This is a genomic window from Noviherbaspirillum massiliense JC206 (genome assembly GCF_000312045.1).
Taxonomy (GTDB): domain Bacteria; phylum Pseudomonadota; class Gammaproteobacteria; order Burkholderiales; family Burkholderiaceae_D; genus Noviherbaspirillum; species Noviherbaspirillum massiliense.
On the sequence record NZ_HE978634.1, the window covers coordinates 346,703 to 372,410 of the forward strand.

Annotated in this window: 29 protein-coding genes; 14 read left to right on the forward strand and 15 right to left on the reverse strand. The window is 62.3% G+C overall.

Going from position 1 to position 25,708, the window contains the following annotated elements; genetic code table 11:
• Positions 1-113: 113 nt before the first annotated feature.
• Positions 114-329, reverse strand: coding sequence for a hypothetical protein (locus HGHM_RS01730; RefSeq protein ID WP_019139775.1), 216 nt, complete (start codon positions 327-329; stop codon positions 114-116).
• Between the two features lie 285 nt (positions 330-614).
• Here HGHM_RS01730 and fusA point away from each other — a divergent pair, with 285 nt between their 5' ends.
• From fusA to HGHM_RS01750, 4 genes are all read left to right on the forward strand, one after another.
• A complete protein-coding gene (gene fusA / locus HGHM_RS01735) occupies positions 615-2,663 on the forward strand; it encodes an elongation factor G (RefSeq protein WP_019139776.1) in 2,049 nt (682 codons plus the stop codon).
• A 122-nt stretch (positions 2,664-2,785) separates the two neighbouring features.
• Complete coding sequence (locus tag HGHM_RS01740) at positions 2,786-3,031, forward strand: GlsB/YeaQ/YmgE family stress response membrane protein (protein WP_026075610.1); 246 nt, start codon at positions 2,786-2,788, stop codon at positions 3,029-3,031.
• Between the two features lie 120 nt (positions 3,032-3,151).
• Entirely contained in the window at positions 3,152-3,466 is a 315-nt protein-coding gene (locus HGHM_RS01745; protein WP_026075611.1) for a hypothetical protein, read from the forward strand.
• A 166-nt stretch (positions 3,467-3,632) separates the two neighbouring features.
• Positions 3,633-3,872 carry a hypothetical protein gene (locus HGHM_RS01750; protein ID WP_019139779.1) on the forward strand — a complete coding sequence of 80 codons (240 nt, stop codon included), beginning with the start codon at positions 3,633-3,635 and terminating at the stop codon, positions 3,870-3,872.
• An 18-nt stretch (positions 3,873-3,890) separates the two neighbouring features.
• Here the strand turns inward: HGHM_RS01750 and HGHM_RS22105 are convergent, their stop codons facing one another.
• Positions 3,891-5,210: an HD-GYP domain-containing protein gene (locus HGHM_RS22105; RefSeq protein WP_019139780.1), complete on the reverse strand. Its 1,320-nt coding sequence runs from the start codon at positions 5,208-5,210 to the stop codon at positions 3,891-3,893.
• A 230-nt stretch (positions 5,211-5,440) separates the two neighbouring features.
• Between HGHM_RS22105 and lpxO the strand changes: the two genes are divergently transcribed.
• On the forward strand, positions 5,441-6,340 hold the full coding sequence (lpxO, locus tag HGHM_RS01760) for a lipid A hydroxylase LpxO (protein WP_026075612.1): 900 nt from the start codon (positions 5,441-5,443) through the stop codon (positions 6,338-6,340).
• A 171-nt stretch (positions 6,341-6,511) separates the two neighbouring features.
• Here the strand turns inward: lpxO and HGHM_RS01765 are convergent, their stop codons facing one another.
• The 5 genes from HGHM_RS01765 to HGHM_RS01785 all read right to left on the reverse strand — a co-directional run bounded on the left by HGHM_RS01765 (position 6,512) and on the right by HGHM_RS01785 (position 11,118).
• Positions 6,512-7,678 carry a zinc-dependent alcohol dehydrogenase gene (locus HGHM_RS01765; protein ID WP_026075613.1) on the reverse strand — a complete coding sequence of 389 codons (1,167 nt, stop codon included), beginning with the start codon at positions 7,676-7,678 and terminating at the stop codon, positions 6,512-6,514.
• Positions 7,675-8,706 (reverse strand): SRPBCC family protein, encoded by a 1,032-nt coding sequence (locus HGHM_RS01770; RefSeq protein WP_019139783.1) that lies wholly within the window; start codon positions 8,704-8,706, stop codon positions 7,675-7,677. The genes HGHM_RS01765 and HGHM_RS01770 overlap by 4 nt, the downstream gene beginning before the upstream one ends.
• Before the next feature lie 203 nt (positions 8,707-8,909).
• Positions 8,910-10,094: a DNA topoisomerase IB gene (locus HGHM_RS01775; RefSeq protein ID WP_019139784.1), complete on the reverse strand. Its 1,185-nt coding sequence runs from the start codon at positions 10,092-10,094 to the stop codon at positions 8,910-8,912.
• A 59-nt stretch (positions 10,095-10,153) separates the two neighbouring features.
• Positions 10,154-10,693, reverse strand: coding sequence for a DUF421 domain-containing protein (locus tag HGHM_RS01780; protein ID WP_019139785.1), 540 nt, complete (start codon positions 10,691-10,693; stop codon positions 10,154-10,156).
• A 122-nt stretch (positions 10,694-10,815) separates the two neighbouring features.
• Complete coding sequence (locus tag HGHM_RS01785) at positions 10,816-11,118, reverse strand: antibiotic biosynthesis monooxygenase family protein (protein WP_019139786.1); 303 nt, start codon at positions 11,116-11,118, stop codon at positions 10,816-10,818.
• A 169-nt stretch (positions 11,119-11,287) separates the two neighbouring features.
• On the opposite strand from HGHM_RS01785, the gene HGHM_RS01790 reads away from it, so the two are divergent.
• Both HGHM_RS01790 and HGHM_RS01795 read left to right on the forward strand, forming a co-directional pair.
• A complete protein-coding gene (locus HGHM_RS01790) occupies positions 11,288-12,388 on the forward strand; it encodes a DUF748 domain-containing protein (RefSeq protein WP_019139787.1) in 1,101 nt (366 codons plus the stop codon).
• Between the two features lie 83 nt (positions 12,389-12,471).
• Positions 12,472-13,239, forward strand: a complete 768-nt coding sequence (locus tag HGHM_RS01795) for a phytanoyl-CoA dioxygenase family protein (protein WP_019139788.1) — start codon at positions 12,472-12,474, stop codon at positions 13,237-13,239.
• Positions 13,240-13,261: 22 nt separating this feature from the next.
• Here the strand turns inward: HGHM_RS01795 and HGHM_RS01800 are convergent, their stop codons facing one another.
• Together HGHM_RS01800 and lon are read right to left on the reverse strand one after the other, a co-directional pair.
• The gene (locus HGHM_RS01800) at positions 13,262-13,564 is read right to left on the reverse strand and encodes a hypothetical protein (RefSeq protein ID WP_148415290.1); all 303 of its coding nucleotides are present in this window, start codon (positions 13,562-13,564) and stop codon (positions 13,262-13,264) included.
• Positions 13,548-15,959 (reverse strand): endopeptidase La, encoded by a 2,412-nt coding sequence (gene lon / locus HGHM_RS01805; RefSeq protein WP_019139790.1) that lies wholly within the window; start codon positions 15,957-15,959, stop codon positions 13,548-13,550. Before lon ends, HGHM_RS01800 begins: the two co-directional genes overlap by 17 nt.
• A 207-nt stretch (positions 15,960-16,166) precedes the next feature.
• On the opposite strand from lon, the gene HGHM_RS01810 reads away from it, so the two are divergent.
• On the forward strand, positions 16,167-16,778 hold the full coding sequence (locus HGHM_RS01810) for a type 1 glutamine amidotransferase domain-containing protein (protein ID WP_019139791.1): 612 nt from the start codon (positions 16,167-16,169) through the stop codon (positions 16,776-16,778).
• Positions 16,779-16,799: 21 nt separating this feature from the next.
• Here HGHM_RS01810 and HGHM_RS01815 read toward each other — a convergent pair whose 3' ends face one another.
• Positions 16,800-17,543: an MgtC/SapB family protein gene (locus HGHM_RS01815; RefSeq protein WP_019139792.1), complete on the reverse strand. Its 744-nt coding sequence runs from the start codon at positions 17,541-17,543 to the stop codon at positions 16,800-16,802.
• Positions 17,544-17,933: 390 nt separating this feature from the next.
• On the reverse strand, positions 17,934-18,227 hold the full coding sequence (locus HGHM_RS23445) for a hypothetical protein (protein ID WP_019139793.1): 294 nt from the start codon (positions 18,225-18,227) through the stop codon (positions 17,934-17,936).
• Positions 18,228-18,403: 176 nt separating this feature from the next.
• Here HGHM_RS23445 and HGHM_RS01825 point away from each other — a divergent pair, with 176 nt between their 5' ends.
• Together HGHM_RS01825 and HGHM_RS01830 are read left to right on the forward strand one after the other, a co-directional pair.
• Positions 18,404-18,925 (forward strand): class IV adenylate cyclase, encoded by a 522-nt coding sequence (locus HGHM_RS01825; protein ID WP_019139794.1) that lies wholly within the window; start codon positions 18,404-18,406, stop codon positions 18,923-18,925.
• Positions 18,926-18,941: 16 nt separating this feature from the next.
• Positions 18,942-19,541 (forward strand): DUF924 family protein, encoded by a 600-nt coding sequence (locus tag HGHM_RS01830; RefSeq protein ID WP_019139795.1) that lies wholly within the window; start codon positions 18,942-18,944, stop codon positions 19,539-19,541.
• Between the two features lie 15 nt (positions 19,542-19,556).
• Here the strand turns inward: HGHM_RS01830 and HGHM_RS01835 are convergent, their stop codons facing one another.
• Positions 19,557-19,859: a DUF1330 domain-containing protein gene (locus HGHM_RS01835; RefSeq protein WP_026075616.1), complete on the reverse strand. Its 303-nt coding sequence runs from the start codon at positions 19,857-19,859 to the stop codon at positions 19,557-19,559.
• A 284-nt stretch (positions 19,860-20,143) separates the two neighbouring features.
• Here HGHM_RS01835 and HGHM_RS01840 point away from each other — a divergent pair, with 284 nt between their 5' ends.
• On the forward strand, positions 20,144-20,731 hold the full coding sequence (locus HGHM_RS01840; protein ID WP_019139797.1) for a hypoxanthine-guanine phosphoribosyltransferase: 588 nt from the start codon (positions 20,144-20,146) through the stop codon (positions 20,729-20,731).
• A gap of 147 nt (positions 20,732-20,878) precedes the next feature.
• On the opposite strand, the gene HGHM_RS01845 is transcribed toward HGHM_RS01840, so the two are convergent.
• The gene (locus HGHM_RS01845) at positions 20,879-21,841 is read right to left on the reverse strand and encodes an NAD(P)H-dependent flavin oxidoreductase (protein WP_019139798.1); all 963 of its coding nucleotides are present in this window, start codon (positions 21,839-21,841) and stop codon (positions 20,879-20,881) included.
• Between the two features lie 147 nt (positions 21,842-21,988).
• Here HGHM_RS01845 and HGHM_RS01850 point away from each other — a divergent pair, with 147 nt between their 5' ends.
• A complete protein-coding gene (locus tag HGHM_RS01850; protein ID WP_019139799.1) occupies positions 21,989-22,846 on the forward strand; it encodes an enoyl-CoA hydratase-related protein in 858 nt (285 codons plus the stop codon).
• Positions 22,847-22,979: 133 nt separating this feature from the next.
• Complete coding sequence (locus tag HGHM_RS01855) at positions 22,980-23,882, forward strand: SDR family oxidoreductase (RefSeq protein WP_026075617.1); 903 nt, start codon at positions 22,980-22,982, stop codon at positions 23,880-23,882.
• 92 nt (positions 23,883-23,974) lie between these two features.
• On the opposite strand, the gene HGHM_RS01860 is transcribed toward HGHM_RS01855, so the two are convergent.
• The gene (locus HGHM_RS01860; RefSeq protein WP_019139801.1) at positions 23,975-24,316 is read right to left on the reverse strand and encodes a YkgJ family cysteine cluster protein; all 342 of its coding nucleotides are present in this window, start codon (positions 24,314-24,316) and stop codon (positions 23,975-23,977) included.
• Positions 24,317-24,710: 394 nt separating this feature from the next.
• On the opposite strand from HGHM_RS01860, the gene HGHM_RS01870 reads away from it, so the two are divergent.
• Positions 24,711-24,899, forward strand: coding sequence for a hypothetical protein (locus tag HGHM_RS01870; RefSeq protein WP_019139803.1), 189 nt, complete (start codon positions 24,711-24,713; stop codon positions 24,897-24,899).
• A gap of 220 nt (positions 24,900-25,119) precedes the next feature.
• Here the strand turns inward: HGHM_RS01870 and HGHM_RS01875 are convergent, their stop codons facing one another.
• On the reverse strand, positions 25,120-25,671 hold the full coding sequence (locus HGHM_RS01875; protein ID WP_148415292.1) for a hypothetical protein: 552 nt from the start codon (positions 25,669-25,671) through the stop codon (positions 25,120-25,122).
• Between the last annotated feature and the right edge of the window lie 37 nt (positions 25,672-25,708).

Genomic DNA, 25,708 nt, shown 5'->3' on the forward strand with positions numbered 1-25,708 from the left:
GATTTGACGTAAGTTGATCCCCCTCAAGAGCGGCAATGCCGCGCGGTCCGGGTGGCTCAAACGATGTCAGGCCGAGCGTGATGGTCGCGGGAGAAGGACAGGAGGATGACCCATTACTCATCCATGCCGTTGAGCGCCTCGATATCGCCTATGGCCAGGCGCAGCATGAGATCGGGAGTGGCCTCGCGTGGAGAAATGCCCGTGGCCATGGCATCCGGCACCGACCTTTTCAGCTGGCCGTCGCGGAAGATGAAATATTCACCCTTGTCATATTCGATGGTGTAGGTGAGACGCTGCCCTGTCCGGCGTCTGTATTCCTGAATTGGCATTGTCGCTCCTGTGCAATGTTTCCCGTTTCCGGATCTTCCTGGCTCACTGCGGCACGGCAGCGGCGCATCCGCAAATGCCGCACCCGGATGTAATCCACACCTTAGCATGCATGCGCAAATCGCCATGCGGACTGCATCAAGTTTCGGAGCGCATGCACTTCAGCCCTGTGCTTTTGTGTTACCTCAATTTGCCGCCGACACTGGCACGGACAATAATGAAACCGGGGCATCAATACGATGCTTCCCACTCATATTTGTTCGATAGCTTTCGGAAAGGGGCTGCCGATGCCTTACAGCACCGAAGCGATCCGCACCGTCGCCCTGCTCGGGCATACCGCCAGCGGCAAGACGACCCTGGCCGAAGCATTGCTGGGCAGCGCCGGAATGATCGAAGCGCCGGGCAGCGTGGAGCGCGGCAACACCGTGTGTGACTATGATCCGCTCGAACGCAAGTACCAGCATTCCCTGCACTCCGCGCTCGCGCACCTCGATTACCGCGACACCCGTATTCACCTGATCGACACGCCCGGTTATCCCGACTTCATCGGCCAGGCCATCAGCGCCCTGCCGGCGGTGGAAAGCGCCGCCATCGTGATCAATGCCCAGACCGGCATCGAGATGATCACCGTGCGCATGATGGAGTTGGCGCAGCAGCGCAAGCTGTGCCGCATGATCATCGTCAACAAGATCGATGCGGAAAACATCGACCTTCCGGGACTGGTCAAGCGCATCCAGGAAAGCTTCGGCAAGGAATGCCTGCCGATCAACCTGCCGGCTGCCGGCGGCAGCAAGGTGGTCGACTGCTTTTTCAATCCTGCGGGGGAAGCCGATTTCTCTTCTGTCGAAGAAGCGCATCGCGCGCTGGTCGACCAGGTGGTGGAAGTCGATGCCGACCTGATGGCGCTCTATCTGGAACAGGGTGAAATCGCGCCGGAGCAATTGCATGCGCCCTTCGAGCAGGCACTGCGCGAAGGACATCTGGTGCCCATCTGTTTCGTGTCGGCGCGCAACGGCGCCGGCATCCGGGAATTGCTGGATGTGTTCGTGAAGCTGATGCCGAATCCGACGGAAGGCAATCCGCCGCTGTTCTACCGCGACGACATCAGCGGTTCCGAGGAGCAGCGCGAAATCCGCTCGGTGCCCGACCCGGCGCAGCATGTGCTGGCCCATGTGTTCAAGGTGACGGTCGATCCCTTCATCGGCAAGCTGGGCGTGTTCCGCATCCACCAGGGTACGGTGATGCGCGACAGCCTCTTATATGTCGGCGACGGCAGGAAGCCGTTCCGGGTCGGGCACCTTTTCCTGTTGCAGGGCAAGGAACAGGCGGAAGTGGCGCAGTGCGTGCCGGGCGACATCTGCGCCGTGGCCAAGGTGGAAGACATCGCCTTCGACGCGGTGCTGCACGATGCAGCGGAAGATGCGCATATCCATCTCCGCCCCCTGCCCTTCCCGCTGCCCATCTATGCCCTGGCGATCGAGCCGAAGCGGCGCGGCGACGAACAGCGGATGTGGGAAATACTGCACAAGCTGACGGCGGAAGACCCGTGCCTGAAGGTCGAGCACATGGCCAGCACCAATGAAACCGTGCTGCTCGGCCTGGGCGAACTGCACCTGCGCTGCGCGCTGGAGCGGATGACCGAGGTGTACAAGATCGACATCGCGACGCGGCCGCCGAAGATCGCCTATCGCGAAACCATTGCCGGCAAGGCCGAGGGCCATCACCGGCACAAGAAGCAGAGCGGCGGCGCCGGCCAGTTCGGCGAAGTGTTCCTGCGGGTGGAAGCGCTGCCGCGCGGCAGCGGCTTCGAATTCGTCGATGCCGTCAAGGGCGGCGCGATCCCCGGACAGTTCATTCCCGCCGTGGAAAAAGGCGTGCGGCAGGTGCTGGAAGCGGGACCGCTGGCCGGATTCCCGATGCAGGATGTGCGCGTCACCGTGTACGACGGCAAGAGCCACCCGGTCGACTCCAAGGAAGTCGCCTTCGCCACCGCCGGCCGCAAGGCTTTCATCGACGCGGTGTTGAAGGCGCGGCCCATCGTGCTGGAGCCCATCGTCAACGTCGAGATCGTCGCGCCGGAAGAAAACATGGGCGACATCACGGGCGACATTGCCGCCAAGCGCGGCCAGATCAGCGGCATGCAAACCGCGCAAAGCGATACCGTGGTGATTGCCGGGCAAGTGCCGCTGTCGGAACTGAACGGCTACCAGTCACGCCTGCACGCGGCAACCGGCGGACGCGGCAGCTACACCATGGAGTTCAGCCACTATGACCTGGTGCCGCCGGCCCTGCAGCAGAAAATGGCCAGCCAGCACCGGCCCATGCCGGAGGAGTAGAGAGAGCCATCGCTCCCGCCCGACGCGCCCTGTGGCTGCAGGGCGGCAACGAAAAACATTGACGAACTTTCATTGCCTGCATGGATCATATCCATCAAACGAACACGTTTGAGGAGAAGAAAATGGAATTGCTATGGTTCATCATCGTCGGTCTGATTGCGGGATGGCTGGCCGGCGCGCTTGTGGGCGGCGGTGGGTTCGGCGTTATCGGTGACATCATCATTGGCATTGTCGGTGCTTTCATTGGCGGCTACCTGTTCCGGTATTTCGGTCTTTCCGCAGGGGGCGGCTTGCTTGGCAGCATTGTGGTCGCGACCGTAGGCGCGGTGGTGCTGGTGCTGCTGCTGCGTCTCGTCCGGCGCGCCTGATCCAGGGCTGCCGGGGTGCGCGCATCCGGCGTGACCGGCTTTCGTGCATGGCACGTCGCATTGCCTCATCTTCGGCCGGAGCAAGGCGTCCCGAACCATCAACCCTTTGGCAAGAACATCATGACTGAACATCAACTGCTGTCAAACGGCGAATACGATCCGAACCGCCTGCTCGATGCACTGATCGAGAAGATGCAACTGAAAAACGATGCGGCCCTTTCGCGCGTGCTGGAAGTTGCGCCGCCGGTCATCAGCAAGATCAGGCACCGGCGCCTGCCCATCGGCGCGTCGCTGCTGATTCGCATGCATGAAGCAACCGACATGAGCATTCGCGAACTGCGCGACCTGATGGGCGACCGGCGCGGGAAATACCGTGTCAGCAGCACTTATGGCAAACCGACAACGTCGGAACAGCAACACAGCGGAACCGAATAAGGCCTTGCCGCGCGCAAGGAGTTGACAGCACATCATCAAGCTGTCGCTGGCTTGCCACGTCTTGCGCAAGAAACGCCTGCTTGCGCTTGCTTTTTACCCTTTTGGCATTTCATTCCGAAATAGGCCCCTCTTACAATCCAGAGACATAAGAGGGGGGCGGGGAATAATGAAAAAGGAAGATGCCATCGAAATCATGCATCATCTTGCAGCGAAGCTGGAAGATGTGCTGGCAGTGGAAGACCTGGTTTCCGCCTTCGCGGAATTCATGGTCCATATCCAGTCGGAAGTGAGCGAAGAAGACTTTGCCTTCCTGGCCACAGTCGGGGCCATGATCTACCAGAAAGGCGCGCGCCACTACGACTCCGGCGTGCAAACCGATCTGCTCCTGGAAAGGCTGCGCAAGTAGGTCGGAGGTTCCTGCGCATCAGGCTGCTGCGGCAGCCTCGGCCGGCGCTGCCGGGCTCGGGTCCCTGCGCAGCAGGCCGGTGAATTCATCCACCATGTGCCGGTTCTGATCGTCGAGCGCGAGGGTACGGCGCTCGATCTCGTTGGCGATGTCATTCATCAGCCAGCGCAACTCATCCAGCGTTGCCTGCAGTTCGTTCAGTACGCTGTCTTCTTCACGGGCAATCTCCAGCAGCGTCTTTGCGTCCTGCGGATCGATGCCCGCCTGCAGCAGCAGCGAACGCAGCCTCGCCATCCGTTCAGCCAGGAATTCGAGGCGGCCGGATGCGGCTGCCTGTTCTTCAAGCCGGCCGCGCAAGGCATCCCAGGCGTGCAGGACGTCGCCCAGGTGGCTCAGCTTCAGCATCGCGTCGGCATTGGCGGGCTCCGGGTGCGTCCGCGCGGCATCGGCGCGAAGCAGTTCGTGCAAGGCGCCGGCCGCGGCCGGGTCGAGGCGATGCCGGTTCAGGCGCAGCAGCACATCCAGCCGCTGCAGGTCGGCACGGCGCCCGACGGTTTCCATCAGTTCCGCCACGCAGAGAATGTTTGCCAGCGGGTGTATCTGTTCGCCGCCCAGGCCATAGGGATAACCGCTGCCGTCCAGACGCTCATGGTGGTGCAGCACCGCCTGCAGGACGGCCGGGGGAGCGGCATCGAGGTCACGCAGGAGCACATAGCTGGTGATCGGATGGACATGGACAAAGCGCCGCTCCTGCGGCGTGATGCGATGGCCGGGCGCAAGCAGGTCCGGGTCGGTATGCATCTCACCGAGGTCGTGGCAGATCGCAGCCAGCAGAAGTTCCTGCCGCTGCCGCTCCGGCAGGCCGAGCCGCACCGCGAGTGCATACGACACCAGCGCCGTGCGCAGGGAATGGGCAAACAGGCTGGCGCGCCGTTCGCGCATCACGGTCAGCCGGAAGGCAAGCGGCGTGGACAGGGATAACGCACCCAGCGCCGGCCTGAAGCCGAACGGATCGCCGGACCGCTCCACCAGGCGCGCGATCACCGGCTCGTCGGCGAGCAGCCTGCCGGCTTCGGAAGCGAGATGCGCGGCATCGACCGGCCGCTCGGTCGAAAGCACCATATCGAGCGGTGCGCACAGCTTGTGCAGGTTCAGGCGTTCGCACTGGCTTTTGTTGATGCGCGCGCCCCTGGCCAGCAGCTTCATCCCGTTGGCGGCGTAAATGTCTTCCTGCGCAAGAACCTCGCACTGCTCCCCCATTTCGGTGACGGCGTTGATGTAGTGGGGATTCTGGGGTGTCGCATCCGGGGAACCGGTTGGCGCAGGCGGGGGATGCATGAACGAGTGAGGCGAAGATAGGCTGAAAAGTTGTCTGATGGTAACAAAATCTTGCCACACCCACCACAGCACTTGGCGCAATTAGCCACAGCCTGACGCCTTGCAAAAGCCGGGAATAATTTGATCTAGCGTAAAATGCGGGACATTCCAATGCGGCGGCGCTTGCCTTTTTCATGACACGATGGCGAGAGGACAACAGCGACCGCTTACATCCCACACGAGGTAGCGTCATGAAATGGACCATAGTGGCCCTGTATTTCCTTTCCGTCTTCCATGTACATTTCCGCGGCCGGGTGCGGCTGCCCTTCTTCCGCCAGCTGTTCGACCATTCCTCGATCATGGCGCCGATCAACATGTTCATGCATGCCTTCTCCGGCGTGCGGAATTCCCCTTTCCTGCCCACCTCCGATTTCCGCGACCTGGAGCTGCTGGAAAAGAACTGGGAAATCATCCGCGAGGAAGCGGTCGGCCTGATCGAGCTGCAAAAGATCAAGGCGGCGGAAAAGAATGACGACGCCGGCTTCAATTCCTTCTTCAAGACCGGCTGGAAGCGCTTCTACCTGAAGTGGTACGACGCCAGCCATCCTTCGGCCGAACGCTTCTGCCCGAAGACGGTGGCGCTGCTGAAGAGCATCCCGAGCGTGAAGGCGGCGATGTTCGCCGAACTGCCGCCCGGCGGCAAACTCAACAAGCACCGCGATCCATTCGCCGGCTCGCTGCGCTACCACCTCGGCCTGGTCACGCCGAACGACGACCGCTGCTTCATCGATGTCGACGGCCAGCGCTACAGCTGGCGCGACGGCCAGGGCGTGGTATTCGACGAAACCTATATCCACTGGGCGCAGAATGCGAGCGACAGCAATCGCATCATCCTGTTCTGCGACATCGAGCGCCCGATGCGCTATCGCTGGGCGCAGACGATCAACAAGTGGCTCGGCCGCACCATGATGACGGCAGCCAGCTCGCCCAACGAAACCGGCGACCAGCTCGGCGGCATCAACAAGCTGTTCCGCTTCGTCTGGCAAGGCGGCCAGTACCGCCGCAAGTTCAAGGCCTGGAACAAGACGGCCTACAAACTGACGAAAGCTGCGCTGATCATTGGCGTCGCCGCGCTGATCATTTACGCGTAAGGGAAAAAGGCCGCCGCATCATGCGGCGCTCAACCCTGCCAGGTCAGCTTCCAGGGATTCCGGAAAACACTGTCCCCGCCCGGCGCAGCCTCATATGGCTGTACCCGGCGGGGACAGTGCCATTCAGGCAAGCCGTTTGCCCCTCCCGCCGCCGAACGACGGGGGGAAGATTCACGGCTTGAGCACCACCTTGACGCACTCGTCCTGCTTGTCCCGGAAGATGTGGTAGCCGTACGGCGCATCGTCCAGCGGCAGCCGGTGGGTGATCATGCAGGTGGTGTCGACCTCGCCCTTCTGGATGCGCTCCAGCAGCGGCCGCATGTAACGCTGCACATGGGCCTGGCCGGTCTTGATGGTGAGCGAGCGGTTCATCACGGAACCCATCGGGAACTTGTCGACGAAGCCGCCGTAGACGCCGACGATCGAGACAGTGCCGCCGTTGCGGCAAGCCATGAGCGCTTCGCGCAAGGCATAGGGCCGGTCGGTTTCCATCTTCATCGCCTGCTTGACCCGGTCGTATGCACCGATCATGCCCAGGCCGTGTGCTTCCATGCCGACTGCATCGATGCAGGCATTCGGCCCGCGGCCGCCGGTCATTTCCTTCAGGGCTTCGAGCACATTGACTTCTTCATAGTCGAGGGTTTCCGCCTTCAGGCCGCGCGCCATGCGCAGGCGCTCCGGGAAGCGGTCGATCGCAATCACCCGTTCCGCGCCAAGCAGGTAGGCACTCTGGATCGCGAACAGGCCGACCGGCCCGCAACCCCAGATCGCCACCACGTCGCCCTGCTTGATGTCGCAGTTCTCGGCCGCCATGTACCCGGTCGGCAGGATGTCCGACAAGAACAGCACCTGGTCGTCGGTCATGCCGTTCGGGATCTTGATCGGGCCGACATCGGCGAACGGCACCCGCACATATTCCGCCTGGCCGCCGGCATAGCCGCCGGTCAGGTGCGAATAGCCGAAGATGCCGGCCGGTGAATGGCCCCACATCTTTTCCGCCATCCAGGCATTCGGATTGGAATTCTCGCAAACCGAATACAGCTTCTCCTGGCAGAAGAAGCAGTTGCCGCAGGCGATCGGGAACGGCACCACCACCCGGTCGCCCACTGCCAGGTTCTTGACGTCGCGCCCGACTTCGACCACTTCGCCCATGAATTCATGGCCGAGGATGTCGCCCTTTTCCATGGTCGGTACATAGCCGTCCACGAGGTGCAGGTCCGAGCCGCAGATCGCGGTGGAGGTGATTTTCAGGATCGCGTCGCGCGGATTGAGGATTTCCGGGTCCGGGACGTTCTGGACGCGCACATCGTTTTTTCCCATCCAGCAAAGTGCTCTCATCCCGGTTCTCCTTTCCTCAGCAAGACTCGTGACATCATGTCGCGCGGCCCCGACGGCTGTCCGATCGTCGTCGGAATTTCACCGGTTTCGATCAGCCACTTGAAGCGGCGCAATGCCTGATCGATCTGCAGCGTCGGCTCTTCGCCGAACAGCTTGGCCACCATTGCGCCCGCCTTGCCGCCGGGCGGGTTGTATTCCATGTCCACCCGGACGATGGTGCCGTGGCCGCCGGGCGCACGCTCGAAGCGCACGCTGCCGATGTTGTCGACGTCCGCACCCTCCACCGAACGCCAGGACAGCATCTGGCCCGGCTGGTCAGTGGTGATTTCCGCATCCCATTCCACATGCATGCCCGCCGGCCCCTTGGCTTTCCAGTGCCAGCGGTTGCCTTCCTTCCTCTGCACCGAATCCAGGTGCTTCATGAAGCGCGGGAAGTTTTCGAAGTCGCGCCAGAAGCGGTAGCACTCGTCGGCCGAACGATTGACGGTGATCGTCTTCTCCACCCGCAATGCGCCGGTTTCCGACTCGCTGGTCCCGGCATTGCTTACCTTGCTGTTCTGCAGGCTCGACAGCAGGTCGAGCACGGTGATGCCGGCAACCGCCGCCGTGGCCAGGCTCATGCGCCGCCGTGCGCCATTGGCCGTGCGGCGCGATGCCATGCCCAGCATGGCGAGATCCATCGCATCGCCGGCCACGCGTGCCCACAGCCAGGGAGTCGCCTTGCGCTGGCTGAGCAGGCCGACGCCGGCTGCGATCTCGCGCGCGCCGACTGCGCGCATGAGCGTCGGATGGTCTTCCGCCGTGCCGACCATCCTCGACATTCTGCGCGGCGCCAGCAGCTGGGCGGCACCCAGGCCAATGCTGAACCAGCCAAGCGCTTTCACCAGCTTCGCATTGCGGTTGGCGTCATAGGATTTGTAGCGAGAAGAGCTTGTCTGACTGTCCGGGGAAAGTCCGGGGGAAGCGACGGGTGGTGCAGGACTGTGTGGCATGTCCTGCCGGCCGTGGCTTGCAACCTGTTCTTGCATATTGGTCTCCGTTGCACCGTCCCGCCTTCCGGCAGGACCGGCGCCTGATTGAACTGCATCACACCGGCAGGGCGTCCTGATTTCGTTCAGCGCAGCAAGTTCATCAGGAGCAGCAGCCGGCCACCAAACCGTAAAAGGACAAGTTAGTCGTGATTTTTATGCAAGTAGTTCCACTCCATCAGTGGCAGTCGGCGAAATTGCGGTCAGGCATGTGCCCGATGCCGCTGTTTCGACGCCGGGCGAGCCGGGCGGGCTTTCTTTGGCGCAGCTTTTTTCGGCTTCGGCGCGGCCTTCCGCGCCTCCCCCTTGGCCAGCCTTTGCTGCAGCAATGCAAGCACCGCCGCCTCTTCCGGGCTCAGCGCATGGATGTCGTTGACGAGTTCTTCCCGCGCACGCTGCTGCAAGGCATGCAGGATCGTGCCGTCGAGATAGGCCTCGATGACCGCGGGATGCACATAGCATTTGCGGCAGATGGTGGGCGTGTTTCCCAGCTTTTGTGCCACTGACTCGATCGCCTGGACGATGTTCTTCTTGGCTTGCGCTTCGGAATCGAATTTCTGGAATTCCTGCAGTGCCAGCGCGGCCAGCATGGTGCCGGCCCAGGTGCGGAAATCCTTGGCGGTGTAATCCTCGCCGGTGATCGAACGCAAGTAGTCATTCACATCCGCCGAATCGACGGTTCGCTGCTCGCCGTCTTCATCCACATACTGGAACAACTCCTGGCCCGGCAGATCGCGGGATTTCCTGATGATGCGCGCCAGCCGCGGATCGTCGACCTTGATCTCGTGCTGGACGCCGCTCTTGCCTCGGAAGCGGAACAGCACTTCGCTGCCGTCGATGCGCACATGGCGGTCGCGCAGGGTCGTCAGGCCGAAGGAGCGGTTGGTGCGGGCATATTCTTGGTTGCCGATGCGGATCATCGTGGCTTCCAGCAACTGGACGATGGTTGCAAGCACCTTTTCCCGCGGCAGGCCCGGCAGCTTCAGGGCGGCATCGACCTGCCTGCGGATCTCGGGCAAGGCCTTGCCGAAGCTGATCATCCGCTCGTACTTGGATTCGTCTCGCACATTGCGCCAGCGCGGATGGTAGCGGTATTGCTTGCGCCGCTTCGCGTCGCGCCCGGTGGCCTGGAGGTGTCCGTTCTCCCAGGGGCAGACCCAGACGTCGGTCCATGCCGGCGGAATGGCGAGGGACTTGATGCGGGCCAGCGTCGCCTCATCGCGGACAGGCTCGCCATCCGGGTCGAGATAGCGGAAGCCGTCCTTCCAGGGCTTGCGGGCAATGCCGGGCATGGCATCGCTGACGTAGCGCAAGCCGACCGCCTTCGCGCTGTTCAATGCATCGGCATCGGCGATTGGCGCTGCTGCCGGAGAAGCTTGCTTGTCCATCCTCTTCCCTTTTCCTGTGCCGCGAGCGGCAAACATGAGGGAACCTGAGGCTGCGGCAACTAGCGTTTCACGATGCTGAGCTTGCCGTCGGGTTCCAGATAGATATGTTTGACCAGGGAAAGGTCGTCCGTGTTCAGCACCTGGCGCAATGCGGAGTGCAAATCTTTTTCCGTGATGTCGTGCTTGCGCATTTCATCCCAATCGACCGTGCCATCCTCGACCAGCAGCTTGGGCTCGCCTTCCACGAAGGCCCTCCAGCGCCCGGAATGCATGCTCATCCACGCGACGAAGCGATGGATCAGGATCAGGGCAATGCTGGCGGCGAGCGTGGGCAGCATCGGTGCGGTGCCGTTGATCGCGCGGCTGATCACGGAGCCGAGGATGATGATCATCACGATGTCGAATGCGGACCCCCTGCCCATGAAGCGCCGCTTCGCGGCCTTGATCGCCAGCAAGCAGAACACGAAGACGACGCATGCGCGCAAGACCATTTGCAGGGCATCGAGATCCTGCACCTGCTGGTCCAGGCCGAGCGCGGTCGAGACCCCGCCCATCATGTCCATCACGGTTTGCCGGTAAGTGTCGAGCCAGGAAATCATGCGCCCATTATGGGCAAGGCAAGGCGGGGCCGTACTGATGCGTCCCCAATACGCGCGTGAGCCAGCTCAATCCGGAGGGAGATCCGGGTGCCGGCAGGGATGCGGAGACTGGCAGCGCGGTATCAGGCCGATTCGGCGAGCAGGTTGAAGTGTTCCACCACCGGCGGTACGGCGAAATGGGGACCGACGATGGCGCGCCATTCCTGGAAGGCCGGCGACTGGCGGAAATCGACGGTGTGATTTTCCAGCGTGTCCCAGTAAATCATCAGCACGTAACGCTCGGGCGACTCGATGCCCTTGTTGACCTTGAAGCCCTTGAAGCCCTTCGACTTCGAAATCACCTGGGCAATGCCGCGCTGGATGGCTTCGTCGAATTCGGCCTGCTTGCCGGGCTGGATGCGGATGTCTGCGAGTTCGAGAATCATGATGTTCGTTCCATGTATGCAATCGGTCGGCAATTATCCCATTTCACCCGGCGGCTTGCGCTGCCGGATTGGTCCGACAACTATTGCCGCAGACTCATTCATGCAATAAAGTCTCGAGCTCGCGGGCCGTCGCCATTGATGCGGTCCGCCACGAATCCTGACAGCACGCATGAAAAACATCACACTCGGGCGCAAAGCCAGGCTCGGGCTCGCAGCGCTTGGCATCATCATCGTCATTTCCTCGGCCGGCATGCATTTTGCCGCCAAGAGCCTCAAAACCCAGGTCGAACAGGCGCTCGGCGAGGAAAGTGCCGTGGGCAGCATGTCAGTCGGCTTTTCCTCCATCGAACTGCGCGATGTCGTCATCCGTGCGCCCAAGGGCTGGCCGGCGCAGGACACCCTGCGTGCGGAAAGGGTCGTGATCAAGCCCGACCTGCTCGGGCTGGCAACGGCCAAAATCCGGGTCGCGCGCATCACGGTCGAGCAACCCTACCTGTCGGTGCTGCGTACCCGCGACGGCCGCCTGCGTCTCTTGCCCAGCCTGCTGGAAAGGAAGAAGCCGGCCGGCGGCAAGAGCAGCAGCGCGCCCGAAGTCGGCATCGGCAGCGTGGAATTGCACGGCGGCGTGCTCGAATTCTTCGACGCCAGCGTCAAGCAGCCGGCGCACAAGCTGCGCCTGGAACAGCTCGAAGCCTCGGTCGAGGACTTGCATGTGCCGGACCTCGCCAGCCGCACCCGGTTGCAGATCGCAGGCGTGGTCAAGGGCGCGCAGCGCAACGGCCGCCTGTCGATCGACGGCTGGGCCGAAATCGCCACCAGGGATTCCGAGGTCACAACCCGGCTCTCCGGCGTCGACCTGACCGCCTTCGAGCCCTACCTCATCAAGGCGTCGGAAACCGGCGTGCGCAAGGGCACGCTCGACATGCAGATCAAGTCCACGGTGCGCCACAACCAGCTGCGCGCACCCGGCAACCTGTCGCTGACCGGGCTGGAACTGAGCGCGGGCGGCGGCGCGCTCGGCACCTTCATGGGCGTGCCGCGCCAGGCCGTCATCGCCTCGCTCCGTGACCGCGACAACAGGATCAGCATCGATTTCACGCTGGAAGGCAACCTGAACGATCCGAAGTTTTCGCTGAATGAAAGCTTTGCCAGGCGCATCGGCGCCTCGATCGCCGACAGCCTGGGCGTGAGCCTGGAAGGATTGACGCGCGGCGTGGGCAGCGCGGCGGGAGGCCTGGGCGGCGCGGTGCTGAAGATGTTCGGGAAATGAGCTTCGCCGCCCGCATGCCCGCAGCAAAACATGCGCGTTTCGGTTAAGGTATTCCCGGTACGCAGAGAAGGAACATCAAGCCAATGGAACTACCGCTTTCCGTCACCCAAATCGAAGAATTCCGCGACAGGGGCTACCTGGTATTCCGGAACATGGTACCGGCCCTGGCTTGCGAGCTGATGCTGTCGGTGACGCAGCAGCAGCTGCATGCTGCCCAGCCCCCGCTCGAATACGAGGCGGTACTCGGCTATCCCGGCGCGCCGGCTTCGCTCGATGCGCCCGGGGGCAGAACCGTGCGCCGGCTGCGCGATGCCTATCGCCGGCATGAATGCTTCCGGCTCTTTGCGGAAGACAGGCAGGTGGTGGCGCGGCTGGAGCAGCTGTTCGGCGAACCCGTGCGCCTGAACCTCGCGCATCACAACAGCGTGATGACCAAGCATCCCAACTTCGGCACCGCTACCGGCTGGCACCGGGACATCCGCTACTGGTCATTCGCCAGCTCCGACCTGATCTCGGTCTGGCTGGCGCTGGGAACCGAAAACGCGGCCAGCGGCGGGCTGAAAGTGATTCCGGGTTCGCACCGGATGACGATCCTGCCCGCGCAGCTCGACGAACTCGATTTCCTCAGGCCGGACAATGCCGACAACCAGAAGCTGTTTGCCCAGGGCATTCCCGTCGAGCTGAACAAGGGTGACGTGCTGTTCTTCCACAGCCGGCTGTTCCATTCCGCGGGGCGCAACACGACACCCGCGATCAAGACATCGGTGGTGTTTGCCTACCATGGCGAGAGCAACCAGCCGACAGCGGGAACCCGGTCGGCGGCGGCGGGAGAAGTGGCATTGCGCGCCTGAGGGATTTCGTTCTCCGGGCGCCTCAGAACAGTTTCAGGAAATTCGCGAGCCGGTTCAGGAAGTATCCCTGCACCTCGCGCACCATGCCGTCATAGGCAGTGCGGTCGAGCATGCCTTCGCTTTCTTCCGATGTCAGCTTGCCGTCCGCATAGCGGGTTTCCCTGCGCTTGACATGGATGCCAGTGCCCTGCGTGGAAATCTCGGTGCAGGAATAGCGGAAGGTGAACATCCCGCCCGTATTGTCCAGGCGCTGTGCGATGTCCGGCATCTGCTCGTCCCTCCGGGCGAGGCGGGAAGGCTTTACGGTATCAAGCTCTCTGCTCATGGGTGATCTCCTTGAACAAATGGGGAATGATCAGGCCGGGCGTATCGCCCAGCGCTTCCTGTACCGCATCGTCGACGGTGTCGAGCCAGATGAACTGCAGTTCGCGCCGGGCCTGCTCCGGAATGTCGTCCAGGTCCTTGCGGTTGCGCGCCGGCAGCAGCACCACCTTGATGCCCGCCTGCAGCGCAGCCAGCACTTTTTCCTTGATGCCGCCTACCGGCAGCACCAGGCCGCGCAGGCTGATTTCCCCGGTCATCGCGCAATCGTTGCGCACCGGAGTTTCGATCATCAGCGAGGTCAGCGCGACGAACATGGCGATGCCGGCGCTCGGGCCATCCTTGGGCAGCGCGCCGGCCGGGACATGGACATGGATGTCATGCTTGTCGAAGGCTTCCGGCTCGATCTGCAGCGGCGCGCAGTGCGACTTGACCAGGGTGAGGGCCGCCTGCGCGCTTTCCTTCATCACGTCGCCGAGCTGACCGGTCAGGATCAGCTTGCCGCTGCCGGCGGTGCGGCTGGCTTCGATGAACAGGATGTCGCCACCGATCGGCGTCCATGCCAGGCCGGTCGCCACGCCTGAAAGGCGGGTGCGCAGCGCGAGCTCGCTTTCGAACTTCTTCGGCCCGAGGATATCCGGCAGATCGCGCGCCTCCACCTGCATCTGCGCCATGCCTTCCTCGGCCACGCGCATGGCGACGTGGCGGAACACATTGCCGATCTCGCGCTCGAGATTGCGCACCCCGGCTTCGCGGGTGTAGTCGCGGATGATCGCGCGGATCGCCTCATCGCTGATGCCGCACTGCTGCGGTGTCAGGCCATCGGTCTCCAGCTGGCGCGCCACCAGGTAGCGGCGCGCGATCTGGGCCTTCTCTTCCTCGGTATAGCCGGGCAGGCGGATGACTTCCATGCGATCCAGCAGTGCGCCGGGCACGGTGTCGAGCATGTTGGCAGTACAGATGAACATCACTTTCGACAGGTCGAAGGGCACGCCGAGGTAATTGTCGCGAAAGGCGAAGTTCTGCTCCGGATCGAGCACTTCCAGCAGGGCGGCGGAAGGATCGCCGTGGATGCCGGCGCCGAGCTTGTCGATCTCGTCGAGCATCATCACGCAATTGCGCGAGCCGGCCTTGCGCAGCGCCTGCAGGATATTGCCGGGCAGCGCCCCCACGTAAGTCCGGCGATGGCCGCGGATCTCGGCTTCGTCATGCACGCCGCCCAGGCTCACGCGCGCGAACTTGCGGCCGGTGGCGCGCGCGATGCTCTGACCGAGCGACGTCTTGCCCACGCCCGGCGGGCCGACGAAGCACATGATCGGGCTCTTGCCGTTCGGGTTGAGCTTGCGCACCGCGAGGTGTTCGAGGATGCGGCGCTTGACCTTGTCCAGGCCGAAATGGTCTTCATCCAGGATGCGGCGCGCCTGCGCGATATCGATGCGGTCTTCGGTGGTGGACGACCAGGGCAGCTCGGCCAGCCATTCGAGGTAGGTGCACAGCATCGAATATTCGGCGGCCGCTTCCGGCATCCTTTGCAGCCGGTGCAGTTCCTTCTGGGCGTGGGCTTCGGCCTCGGGCGGCAGGTCCGCCTTGGCGATCGCTTCCGCCAGGTCCTCCAGCTCGCTGTTGCTGCCATCGAATTCGCCGAGCTCGTCCTGTATGGTCTTCAGCTGTTCACGCAGCAGGTACTCGCGCTGCTTGTCATCCATCCTTTCCTTGGTCTGCTCGTTGATCTCGTTCGACAGCTGCACCACCTCGATGCGGCGCACCAGCAGGCTCAGCACCTTGTCGAGCCGGCGCTGCAAGTCCAGGGTTTCCAGCACATCCTGCTTCTGCTGCGGCGTCAGTTCCAGCAGGCCCGCGACGAAGTCCGCCAGCGAGGCCGCGGAAGTGATGTTCTGCGTCGCGCCAACCAGTTCCGACGGGGCTTGCGGCAGCAGGTCAATGATTTCCGCGGTGCGCTCCTTGAGCTGGATGAAGCGCGCCTGGATGTCTGCAGAACGTTCATCCGGGTCGGGCAGCGACTGGACCCGGGCCGCGTAATACGGATAGCCGTCCAGGTATTCGATGATGCGAAAGCGGTGCTGTCCCTGGCACACGATGTAATGGGAACCGTCCTGGGCGGTGATGTAGCGCAGCACGCTGGCGGCGGTGCCGATGCCGTAGAGCTGTTCGCGCGCCGGCATGTCGTTTTCCGGATCGTGCTGCAGCAGCAGGCCGACATTGTGTTCCGCGTTCACCGCTTCCTGCGCGGCGGCAATCGAAATATCGCGCCCGAGGCTGATCGGCGCAATCATGCCCGGGAACAGGACAAGATTGCGCAACGGAATAATCGCCAGCGCGTCTTCCGGCAGCTTCTTCGCGCCAGCATCCTTGGCCTTGCCTGCTTCCCTCGTTTTCATTGCAGCACCGTCGTCGATGGAGTTCCGGGTTTTGCCTTCCCGCTTGGACAGGAGGCCTTCGGGGGCGTTCCGGCGGAATGACAGGAGCCGCCCCGGGCATGCGCAGCGTCCTCTTCGGGGCCGAAATATCGGCCGGCGTGCGAACTTTTGCCATGCAGTTCAATCAACCTTCTTTGTTGAAAGCTTACTTGGAAAAGGAGAGGGAACATGGTGGATTTCGGCCACACACTGACGGGAATGCAGGTGGCGATTCTGGTGATGGATGGCTTCGAACAGGTGGAATTCACCGGGCCGCGCGCAGCCCTGGAACAGGTGGATGCAAGCACCAAGGTGGTGTCTGCCGACAAGCATGGCAAGGTGCACGGCTACAACCATGATGTACAGGCCGACGAGTTCGATGTCGACCTGAGCTTCGCGGAAGTCGACACCAAGGACTTCGACGCGGTGCTGCTGCCGGGCGGCGCGCTGAATGCGGAGCGGATCCGCAACAACCCGGAAGCGCAGCAAATCGTGCGCGAGATGAGCGAGGACGGCAAGCCGATCGCGGCAATCTGCCACGGCGCCTTGCTGCTGGTATCGGCGGGACTGGTGGAAGGCCGCACCCTGACCAGCTGGCCGAGCCTGCAGGACGAGGTCCGGAAGGCGGGCGGCAACTGGGTGGACCAGGAAGTGGTGGTCGACGGCAACCTGATCAGCAGCCGCAAGCCGGACGACATTCCCGCCTTCTGCGACAAGATCAGGGAAGTGCTGCTCGAACGGCTGAATGCCAGCGCACGCGGCACGCGCGACGAGCAGAGAGGCGTCGGCCTCGCCGGCTAGGCGCCGGCGGAACCACGCGCCTTAATTGCGCGCGTGCGACAACTGGAAGCTTTCCACGCCTTCGAACTGCGACAGCTCGCGCGCCAGATCGCTGATGGGCGCGCCGCTGCGCTTGTTGTAGGCGACCGCGACGAAATGCCATTCTGCCTTGCCGCCCTGCATCGAGATGGTAATGGTGCCTCCGGCGATTTCATAACCGCGCTTCAGGGCTTCACGGCGCAAGGCATCTTCACTCGGCTTGAATTCCCGGGCAAAGCGCAGCACGACCGACACTGCCTGGCGCGAGGGCAGCCAGGCCGCCAGGCGCGGCACACCGATCATGCACACTGCCGACATCAGCGCCAGCAGCATCGCCGACAGGTAAAAGCCGACACCCACCATCACGCCGATCACCGAGGCGGCCCAGATCGAGGCGGCCGTGGTCAGGCCGCTGATGTTGAATCCTTCCTTCATGATCACGCCGGCGCCGAGGAAGCCGATGCCGGTCACGATCCCCTGCATCACCCGGGTCGGGTCCGCGCCCAGCCCGAAGGCGACATGGCCGCCATACCAGTCGGCCGGATAGCCTGCAATCACCGTCAGCGCGGCGGATGCCATGCAGACCAGGCCGTAGGTGCGCATGCCCGCCGCCCGGCCGCGGTAAGAGCGCTCGTACCCTACCAGCAATCCCAGCAGCAGCGCACCGAACAGGCTGAAGAACACGATCAGGTTGGTCGCGACGACCGGACCGGACCAGAAGGCTGCCAGGGATTCCAGTGTGGGCATGGGTATCCTTTGCAATCAAGGGAAGCGGCTCGGCATTGGCCGCGAAAAGATGATGCAAGCCATTGTAAGCGCAGATGCTTGGCGGATAGCAAATCCGTGCCGCAACAGGTGCTTTCCAGCACAGTGCGCGAGCCATCTGTCTCGGGAATGACGCACAGCAGCGGGATGAAGGACACGCAGGCCGGGCATGGGCGGTGCACGCATGTTTCTGCGGGTAGCGCTGACTGCCAACGAGGGAAGGCCGCAACCGCGACAACCCACGACTTCTGGCAGCTTGCAGCCTAGCCGCACTACGCTGCGGCGCGGCGGCAAGTCAGCCGAAGATGGGTACAGTGAGGAATGTGAATCGGAATGCGGTGCGCGGTGGCGCCTGCATCACCACGGTGATGGCTATTTCTTTTTCTTGTCCCCGCCCAGGGAAGTACGCTTCACGATCCGGTCCTGGAGGTTTTCCGGGACATCGTTCACCACCGCATCCACGCCGTGGGTTTCCCGCAGGTCGGTATCGACCTGTCCGTTCTGCAAGTCGTCGTAAGCTTGCTTGATGTCCCTGCGCACCGGATCGCCACCCGTGCGGTCGACGGATTCATCGCGTTCATGCGGCATGCGCGGGGCTGTCACGCCCGGTACCGGGCCCTTGGTCCGCACTTCTTTCTGCTTCAGTTTGCTGTCTTTCGCGGTCATTCTGCTCTCCGTGGCAATAGTCGTTCGAGCCGCCTCGGACTCAAAAATTCCCCGGCATTGGTATATTCCGGTCAACAAGCCGGATCCGCGCCATGTTCCCTTGCGCTCCTGCACGGGACGGCGACCAAGAAGCAGACTTGCGCGATACCACTGCGCCTCATCAACTACTCCCATCCATGGCACGCAATATCGAAATCAAGGCACGCATCGACAGCGTCGAAACCATCCTGCCACTGGCGGCCCGCATTGCCGATCAGGGACCGACCGAGATCCATCAGGACGATACGTTCTTTGCCTGTCCGAACGGCCGGCTGAAGCTGCGCGCCTTTTCCGCTCAGGAGGGCCAGCTGATCTTTTACCGGCGTCCCGATGCGGCCGGGCCCAAGGAATCGTTCTACGTGATTTCTCCCACCAACTCGCCCGATACCCTGCGCCAGGCATTGGCACTGGCTTATGGCGAAACCGGCCGGGTGCGCAAGCAGCGCACCCTGTTCCTGGCCGGGCGCACCCGCATCCACCTCGACCGGGTGGAAGGACTGGGGCATTTCCTTGAGCTGGAAGTCGTCCTGGCCGACAGCGAGCGGAGCGAGGATGGCATTGCCGAGGCCCACGCGCTGCTGGAGCAACTGGCGATCGGGCCCGGGCAGCTGATCGAAGGCGCCTATCTCGACCTGCTCCGGCAGGCCGGCACCCGCTGATCTCCAAAGGACAGCCATGGAAAGCATTGCCAGCATCCATCGATTCTGGTTTGGCGACCATCCGGACGATGCAGTCGTCGCACGCCAGCAGTCCCGGCTGTGGTGGAAGAAGCAGCCGGAAACCGACAGCATGATCCGGCAGCGCTTTGCACCATGGACGGCAAAGGCGGCCGCACGGGAACTCGATGACTGGCTGGCGACGCCGGCCGGGCGGCTCGCGCTGATCCTGCTGACCGACCAGTTCCCGAGGAACATGTATCGCGGCACGCCGCAAGCCTTCGCCTTCGACGAGCTGGCTCGCACATGGGCGAAGGAAGGGCTCGCGCTGGGCGTGCAGCACTCATTGCGCCCGATCGAGAGGGTCTTTCTCTACCTGCCGCTGGAACATTCGGAATCGCTAGAAGACCAGGACCGGTCGCTTGCCCTGTTCGAGGAACTGGCGGCGAATGCGGCGCCGGCGCAGAAGCCGGCGTTCGACGGCTTTCTGGATTTCGCGCGGCGGCATCGGCAAGTGATCGAACGCTTCGGCCGCTTCCCGCACCGCAACGCGATACTCGGTCGCGCCTCGACGCCGGAAGAACTCGCCTTCCTGAGGAAGAAAGGCTCCTCCTTCTGACCGGGCCCGGCGGGCTTACACGCCTTCCACGATGAACAGCCGCCCGATCGAATTGGCGACGCGGATTTCCTTCGCCTTCTGGTATTCGGCGGACTCGTACCAGTCCTGCGCCTGTTTCAGGGACGGGAATTCGATGATCACCGTGCGCCAGGCATCGCTGTGCGCAACATCGTGACCTTCGCGCTGGTCGCGCTTGCCGCCGCGCGCAATGAAATTGCCGCCATGCTGGGCGACGGAAGCAGTCGACAATGCGCGGTAACCTTCATAGGCGGCGGGATTGGATATCAGGACTTCGGCGACGACATAGGCTTTTGGCATTTTCGGACCCAGGGAAAAGTAGCGAGGAAAGCGGAGGCATTCGATAACGTTTTCCATTGTAGTCAATGCCGCCATCCGCGCACATCGGGCCGCCCGCATGCCGCGGGAAAACGATATCCCATTGCCGATCTGCCAAGATTCCCCATCGCGGGGATTGGGTTAGGATAGGCAAAGCATCTGCGTCAGGATGCGGAGCGCCTGCGGCTTGTGATATCTTCTTGCCCGCGCCGCGTCACCGCACCGGTCGCAAAGCCCGTCGAAATTTTTCCCCGAGGTCTGGCACCATGCCAAGCAGTGATTCCCTATCCCATCGCACCAAAGCCCAGGCTTTGCTCTCCGATGCAGAACAGATTTTTGATGCGGCGGCCGTGCAGCAGGCGGTCGACAAGGTCGCGCAACAGCTCAACCAGCGCTTCAATCAGGAAGCCGGCGCCGCCTTCCCGCTGGTGCTCGGCGTCATGGGCGGTGCGGTGGTCTTTTGCGGGCAGTTGCTCACCCGGCTGAAGTTCCCCCTCGAATTCGACTACATCCATGTCACCCGCTACGGCAGCAAGGACCATGGCGGCAAGATCGAATGGAAAGTGGAGCCGCGCGCCGACGTGAGAGGCCGCACGGTGATCGTGCTGGACGACATCCTCGACGAAGGCGAAACCCTCGCGCATGTGAAAGAGCGCCTGCTGGAAATGGGTGCGGATGAAGTCCTGCTGGCAGTGTTCGCCGACAAGGACATCGGCAAGACCAAGCCGGTCGCGCCGGATTACACCGGCCTGGTATTGCCGAACAAGTTCGTAGTCGGCTATGGCATGGATGCCTACGGCTACTGGCGCAACCTGCCGGATATCTGGGCGATAAAGACTACTTCCGGAGGTTGAGCAGTCACGAAGGGTCTGGAGCAGAACGGCGCCTTCCCCTTCAAGGGTGAAAGCTGGAATGGGAAGTAGGGTGCGCCGTGCGCACCGGAATTGCATGGCGCGCTCGGCGCACCCTACTTCCTTTCAGGCTTGTGGGAGCGCTCCAACTTACAGCGCCAGCCGCTTGCGGGCAGCCGCATACTCCGCCTTCAGCCGCTCCACCATTTCCGCCACGCTCGGCACGTCATCCATCAGGCCCACGCCCTGCCCCGCGCCCCAGATGTCGCGCCAGGCCTTGGCCTTGCTGCTGCCGCCGGAGCCGAAATTCATCTTCGACTTGTCGGCAGCCGGCAGGTTGTCGGGATCGAGGCCGGCAGCGACGATCGACTTCTTCAGGTAGTTGCCGTGCACGCCGGTGAACAGGTTGGTGTAGACCACGTCGGCGGCGCTCGATTCCACGATCGCCTGCCGGTAGCCGTCCTCGACATTCGATTCCTTCGTCGCCAGCCAGCGCGAGCCGATATAGGCGAAGTCCGCGCCCATTGCCTGCGCGGAGAGGATCGCGTCGCCGGTCGCGATCGATCCGGACAGCGCGACCGGCCCCTTGAAGAACTTGCGCACTTCGCCAACCAGCGCGAACGGCGACAGCGTGCCGGCATGGCCGCCCGCGCCCGCCGCAACCAGAATCAGGCCGTCGACGCCGGCTTCCAGCGCCTTCTGCGCATGGCGGATCGAGATCACGTCGTGCAGCACGATTCCGCCATAGCTGTGGACCGCATCCAGCATTTCCTTCGGCGGTGCGCGCAGGCTGGAAATGATGATTGGCACCTGGTGCTTGACGCAGACTTCCACGTCATGCGCGAGGCGGTCGTTCGACTGGTGCACGATCTGGTTGACCGCGATCGGGCCGACCTTGGCGCCCGGATGTTCCGCCTTGTAAGCTGCGAGGTCCGCCTGGATTTCGGTCAGCCAGGTATCGAGCATTTCCGCCGGGCGCGCATTCAAGGCCGGAAAGGAACCGACGATGCCCGCCTTGCATTGCGCCTTGACGAGCGCCGGGCCGCTGGCGATGAACATCGGCGATGCGATGACGGGGAGACTCAGATTCTGCAGCACCTGGGGCAATGCCATGTAGACCTCGCAATGACGGAAAAAAGGAAATCGATTATAGGGCATAAAAAGCACGGTCGTGCTAGATTGCGGCATCCAATCCTTCAACAAAGTGCTCGTTCATCCCCTCCGCTTCCAAGCGGGAAGAATTCATCCTGAGGAGACACCATGACCTACCAATGCTTCAGCCTCACCATCGAGAACAAGATCGCGCATCTGGTCCTGAACCGGCCGCAGGCGCTCAACACCATGCAGCCCGTGATGTGGCGCGAACTGGCCGCCATCCTGCAGCAGCTGCAGCGCGACGCGCCGGCGCGCGCCCTCGTGATCTCGTCCACCGGCAAGCATTTCACCGCCGGCATGGCACTCGATGTGTTCGGCAACGATGCCGGCATCACGCTCGATGAAGCCAGCGCGGGCGGCCGCGCCAACATCGCGGCCCAGCTCACGGACATGCAGCGCGCCTTCAGCCTGATCGAGCAGTTGCGCATGCCGGTCATCGCCGCGATCCAGGGCGGCTGCATCGGCGGCGGCGTGGACATAGTGGCGGCTTGCGACATCCGGCTGGCGACGGCCGATGCCTTCTTCTGCATCCAGGAAATCAACATCGGCATGACTGCCGACCTCGGCACCCTGCAGCGCCTGCCCAAGCTGATCCCGGAAGGCATCGTGCATGAGCTCGCCTACACCGGCCGCCGCCTGCCGGCGCAGCGTGCGCTCGCCGTCGGTCTGGTGAATGAAGTGTTCGAATCGCATGAAGCCATGCTGGCCGCCGCAATGCAGATGGGGCGCGAAATCGCGGACAAGCCGCCGGTCGCGATCTGGGGCAGCAAGCAGGCGATCCACTATGCGCGCGACCATTCGACGCAGGACGCGCTGCAGCAGATGGGCTGGTTGCAGTCCGGCATCTGGCAGTCCGGCAATCTGCTCGAAGCCTTCCAGGCCAAGCAGCAGGGACGTGCGCCGCAGTTTGACGACCTGCCGCCGCTGCGCTCATTCGAAGAATCGGATTACACGCTGAAGTAAGTTTTCCTGATTTCGCACAAGCGCCGGCCCTTCAGTGCTGGGATGCTTTAGCTTTCGAAACCAGCATGACGAGAACGCCTTCATCGAGTCGGCGCACGCTGTGATCGATGAAGCGATTTCCAAGGAGATGACCATGTTCCAGCCCAAACTGCTGCAAGGCAAACGCATCCTCGTCACCGGTGGCGGCACCGGCCTCGGCCGCGCCATGGCGGAAAAATATCTGTCGCTCGGCGCCGATATCTACATCTGCGGCCGGCGCAAGCCGGTGTGCGACGACACCGCCAAGGAATTGATGGCGAAGCATGGCGGCAGCGTGAAAACCTTCGGCATCGACATCCGCGATGCGGCAGCAGTGGACGACATGGTGGAACAGATCTTCGCCGAAGGGCCGCTGACCGGGCTGGTCAACAATGCCGCCGGCAACTTCATCTCGCCGACCTCCGCCCTGTCGCCGCGCGGCTTCGACGCGATCGCCAACATCGTTATGCATGGCACCTTCTACGTCACCCACGCCGTCGGCAAGCGCTGGGTCGAGATGGCGATGAAGGGCCAGTGGAAGCCGGAAGACGGCTACCGCAGCGTGATCTCCATCATCGTCACCTGGGTGCTCAACGGCGGCCCCTTCGTCGTGCCTTCGGCAATGAGCAAGTCGGCCATCCATGCAATGACCATGTCGCTCGCCACCGAATGGGCGCAGTACGGCGTGCGCCTGAACGCCATCGGCCCCGGCGAAATCCCGACCGAAGGCATGAGCAAGCGCCTGAACCCGGGCGAACAACCGGGGGCGCGCTCGGCCAAGGTCAACCCGATGGGCCGCGCCGGCAGGATGGAAGAGTTGCAGAACCTCGCTACCTTCCTGATGGCCGACGGCTGCGACTGGCTGACCGGACAGGCAATCATGATGGACGGCGGCAGCCACCTCGCCACCGGCGGCAATTTCTACGAACTGCGCTCCTGGACACCGGAGCAGTGGAAGGAAGCGCGCGACCGGATCGAAGCGCAGAACAAGAAGGATAGGGAGCAGCGCACGACGTGACGGTTAGGGTGCGTTTCATGCACCACGCGTTAATGCCTGCTGCGAAAGTATGGGAAGGCGGTGCCTGAATCGCACCTTGCTTGCTGCGCCCCCTATGCCGCCTGTGGTTCTGAATAAAGCGGTGGCAGCCCATGCCGGATCCGCGCCCTGTTGCACTTTTCGTCACCCGCCTGCAGCTCACGGCAAGGCGAGGGGCGATGCGCATAAACGCCGCAGACGACTTCTTCGCCCACTTTTCCATCCAGTGCCTGGCAACGCGGCGATGCCTTGTTGGTGCCGGCCATGCAGCTGTAAAACGGATTCAGTTTCTCGGTCAGGTGCTCCGCCAAGCCCTGCACTTCGGCTTCGGCCCAGTAGAAAGAAACCCGGAAAGTAACGCAGCAGGCGCCGCAGCTCAGGCAAGGATTGTCAGTGCTGGAATGAGGCATGCTCATCGGTAGTACTGCTTGTGGAATGGAAAGGAAACGGCTTGGAAGGATATCTATTGCGCGGCGATTTGAAAAGAATCGGCCGCTTGTTATGTCGGTTGCCGTCGTTGGGGTAGCACGCGGGAGGCGCTCTGCCCCACTGTCGGACGCCTGCTGACTTCAATGAGAATTGTGTTGGCCGCAAGCGAACAGTCCGACAAGGCCGTCGCCCGGGAAAATCGCCCGCCCGTCGCCGCAATCAAAGCAAAGCTCTATATTTTTCAATGAGTTGAAGCATAAGCTCAGAGCTCAAGCCGCACCTGGCACAGCCATTGCGATAGTAGGTGCGTAGAGCGAAAAGCTCACATCGCCGACAAGGCAACCTCACCCAACTCATCTTGATCATCGAAGGAGAATTGCAATGACTACCCTGACCATCAAAGAGCTGCCCATCACGGAAGAACTGGATTCGAAAGCAATGGCCGAAGTGCATGGCGGCGAGCGCAAGAGCATGAACCAAGTCATCGCCGAGACCGCCCAGATGCTGCAAGACATCGGCTCCGGCAAGTGCGAATTTTCGAACACCGGCAAGTCCTATGTTTGCTACTGATCGATTGGCACAGAAAGCAAAGGCCCTCAGATGTTATGAGGGCCTTTGCGTTTGCGATGGTGGTTATCGCTCTTGGATGTTTTGAAGAACTCGCTGGGTAGGGTGCGCTATGCGCACCGGTTGGAAACACATCTCAGAATACCGAGCCAATTGTAGAGATTGGATTGGCGCGCAGAGCGCACCTACGCTTGCTAAAACAGTGCAGCAGGGTTCGCGCCCTTCACATGGTTTTCAGTCCGGATACAAGTGCTGCGGCTGCAGTGATCGCGAGCAACGCTTCGCTTAAAACTAGCAGCGCCTGGGCCTGCGATAGTTTTGCAATCAAACGTGCGCTCGCAACAATATCACCGGACAGGGCCTTCTTCATTGTCCGCTGAGCCACCCACCGTTGGTAGGGAAATAGGCCTCGCTCAAATTCACTGATAAACCTAGCGACGTCGAACTTCTCGCCGGCTTGAACATGCTGTTTGAAGAGAGCGGTGCTTGCGTCATGACTACCAAGTGCAGACGAAACTATTGCGGAAAGCAATCGAGCAAAGATAGAAACAATAAGGCCTATGACAAGCAACAAAAGGGCAGCTTTGATGTTCGAAACACATACGAATCGGCTAACGGTTTCGTAGCTTCCAAGGAGAAGGGTGAATGCACCACCAACTCCCGCAATTAACCACCCAGAGAACGAACCAAGGGATTCATTAACTTTTCTAGCAGCGACGATAAGTCCTGCGATTGCCATAGTTTGTGCATTACGTACTTCTATCGATTCTTCCATCGAATGTCTCCCCCTAGTCGCCAAATCGCAGACTTAA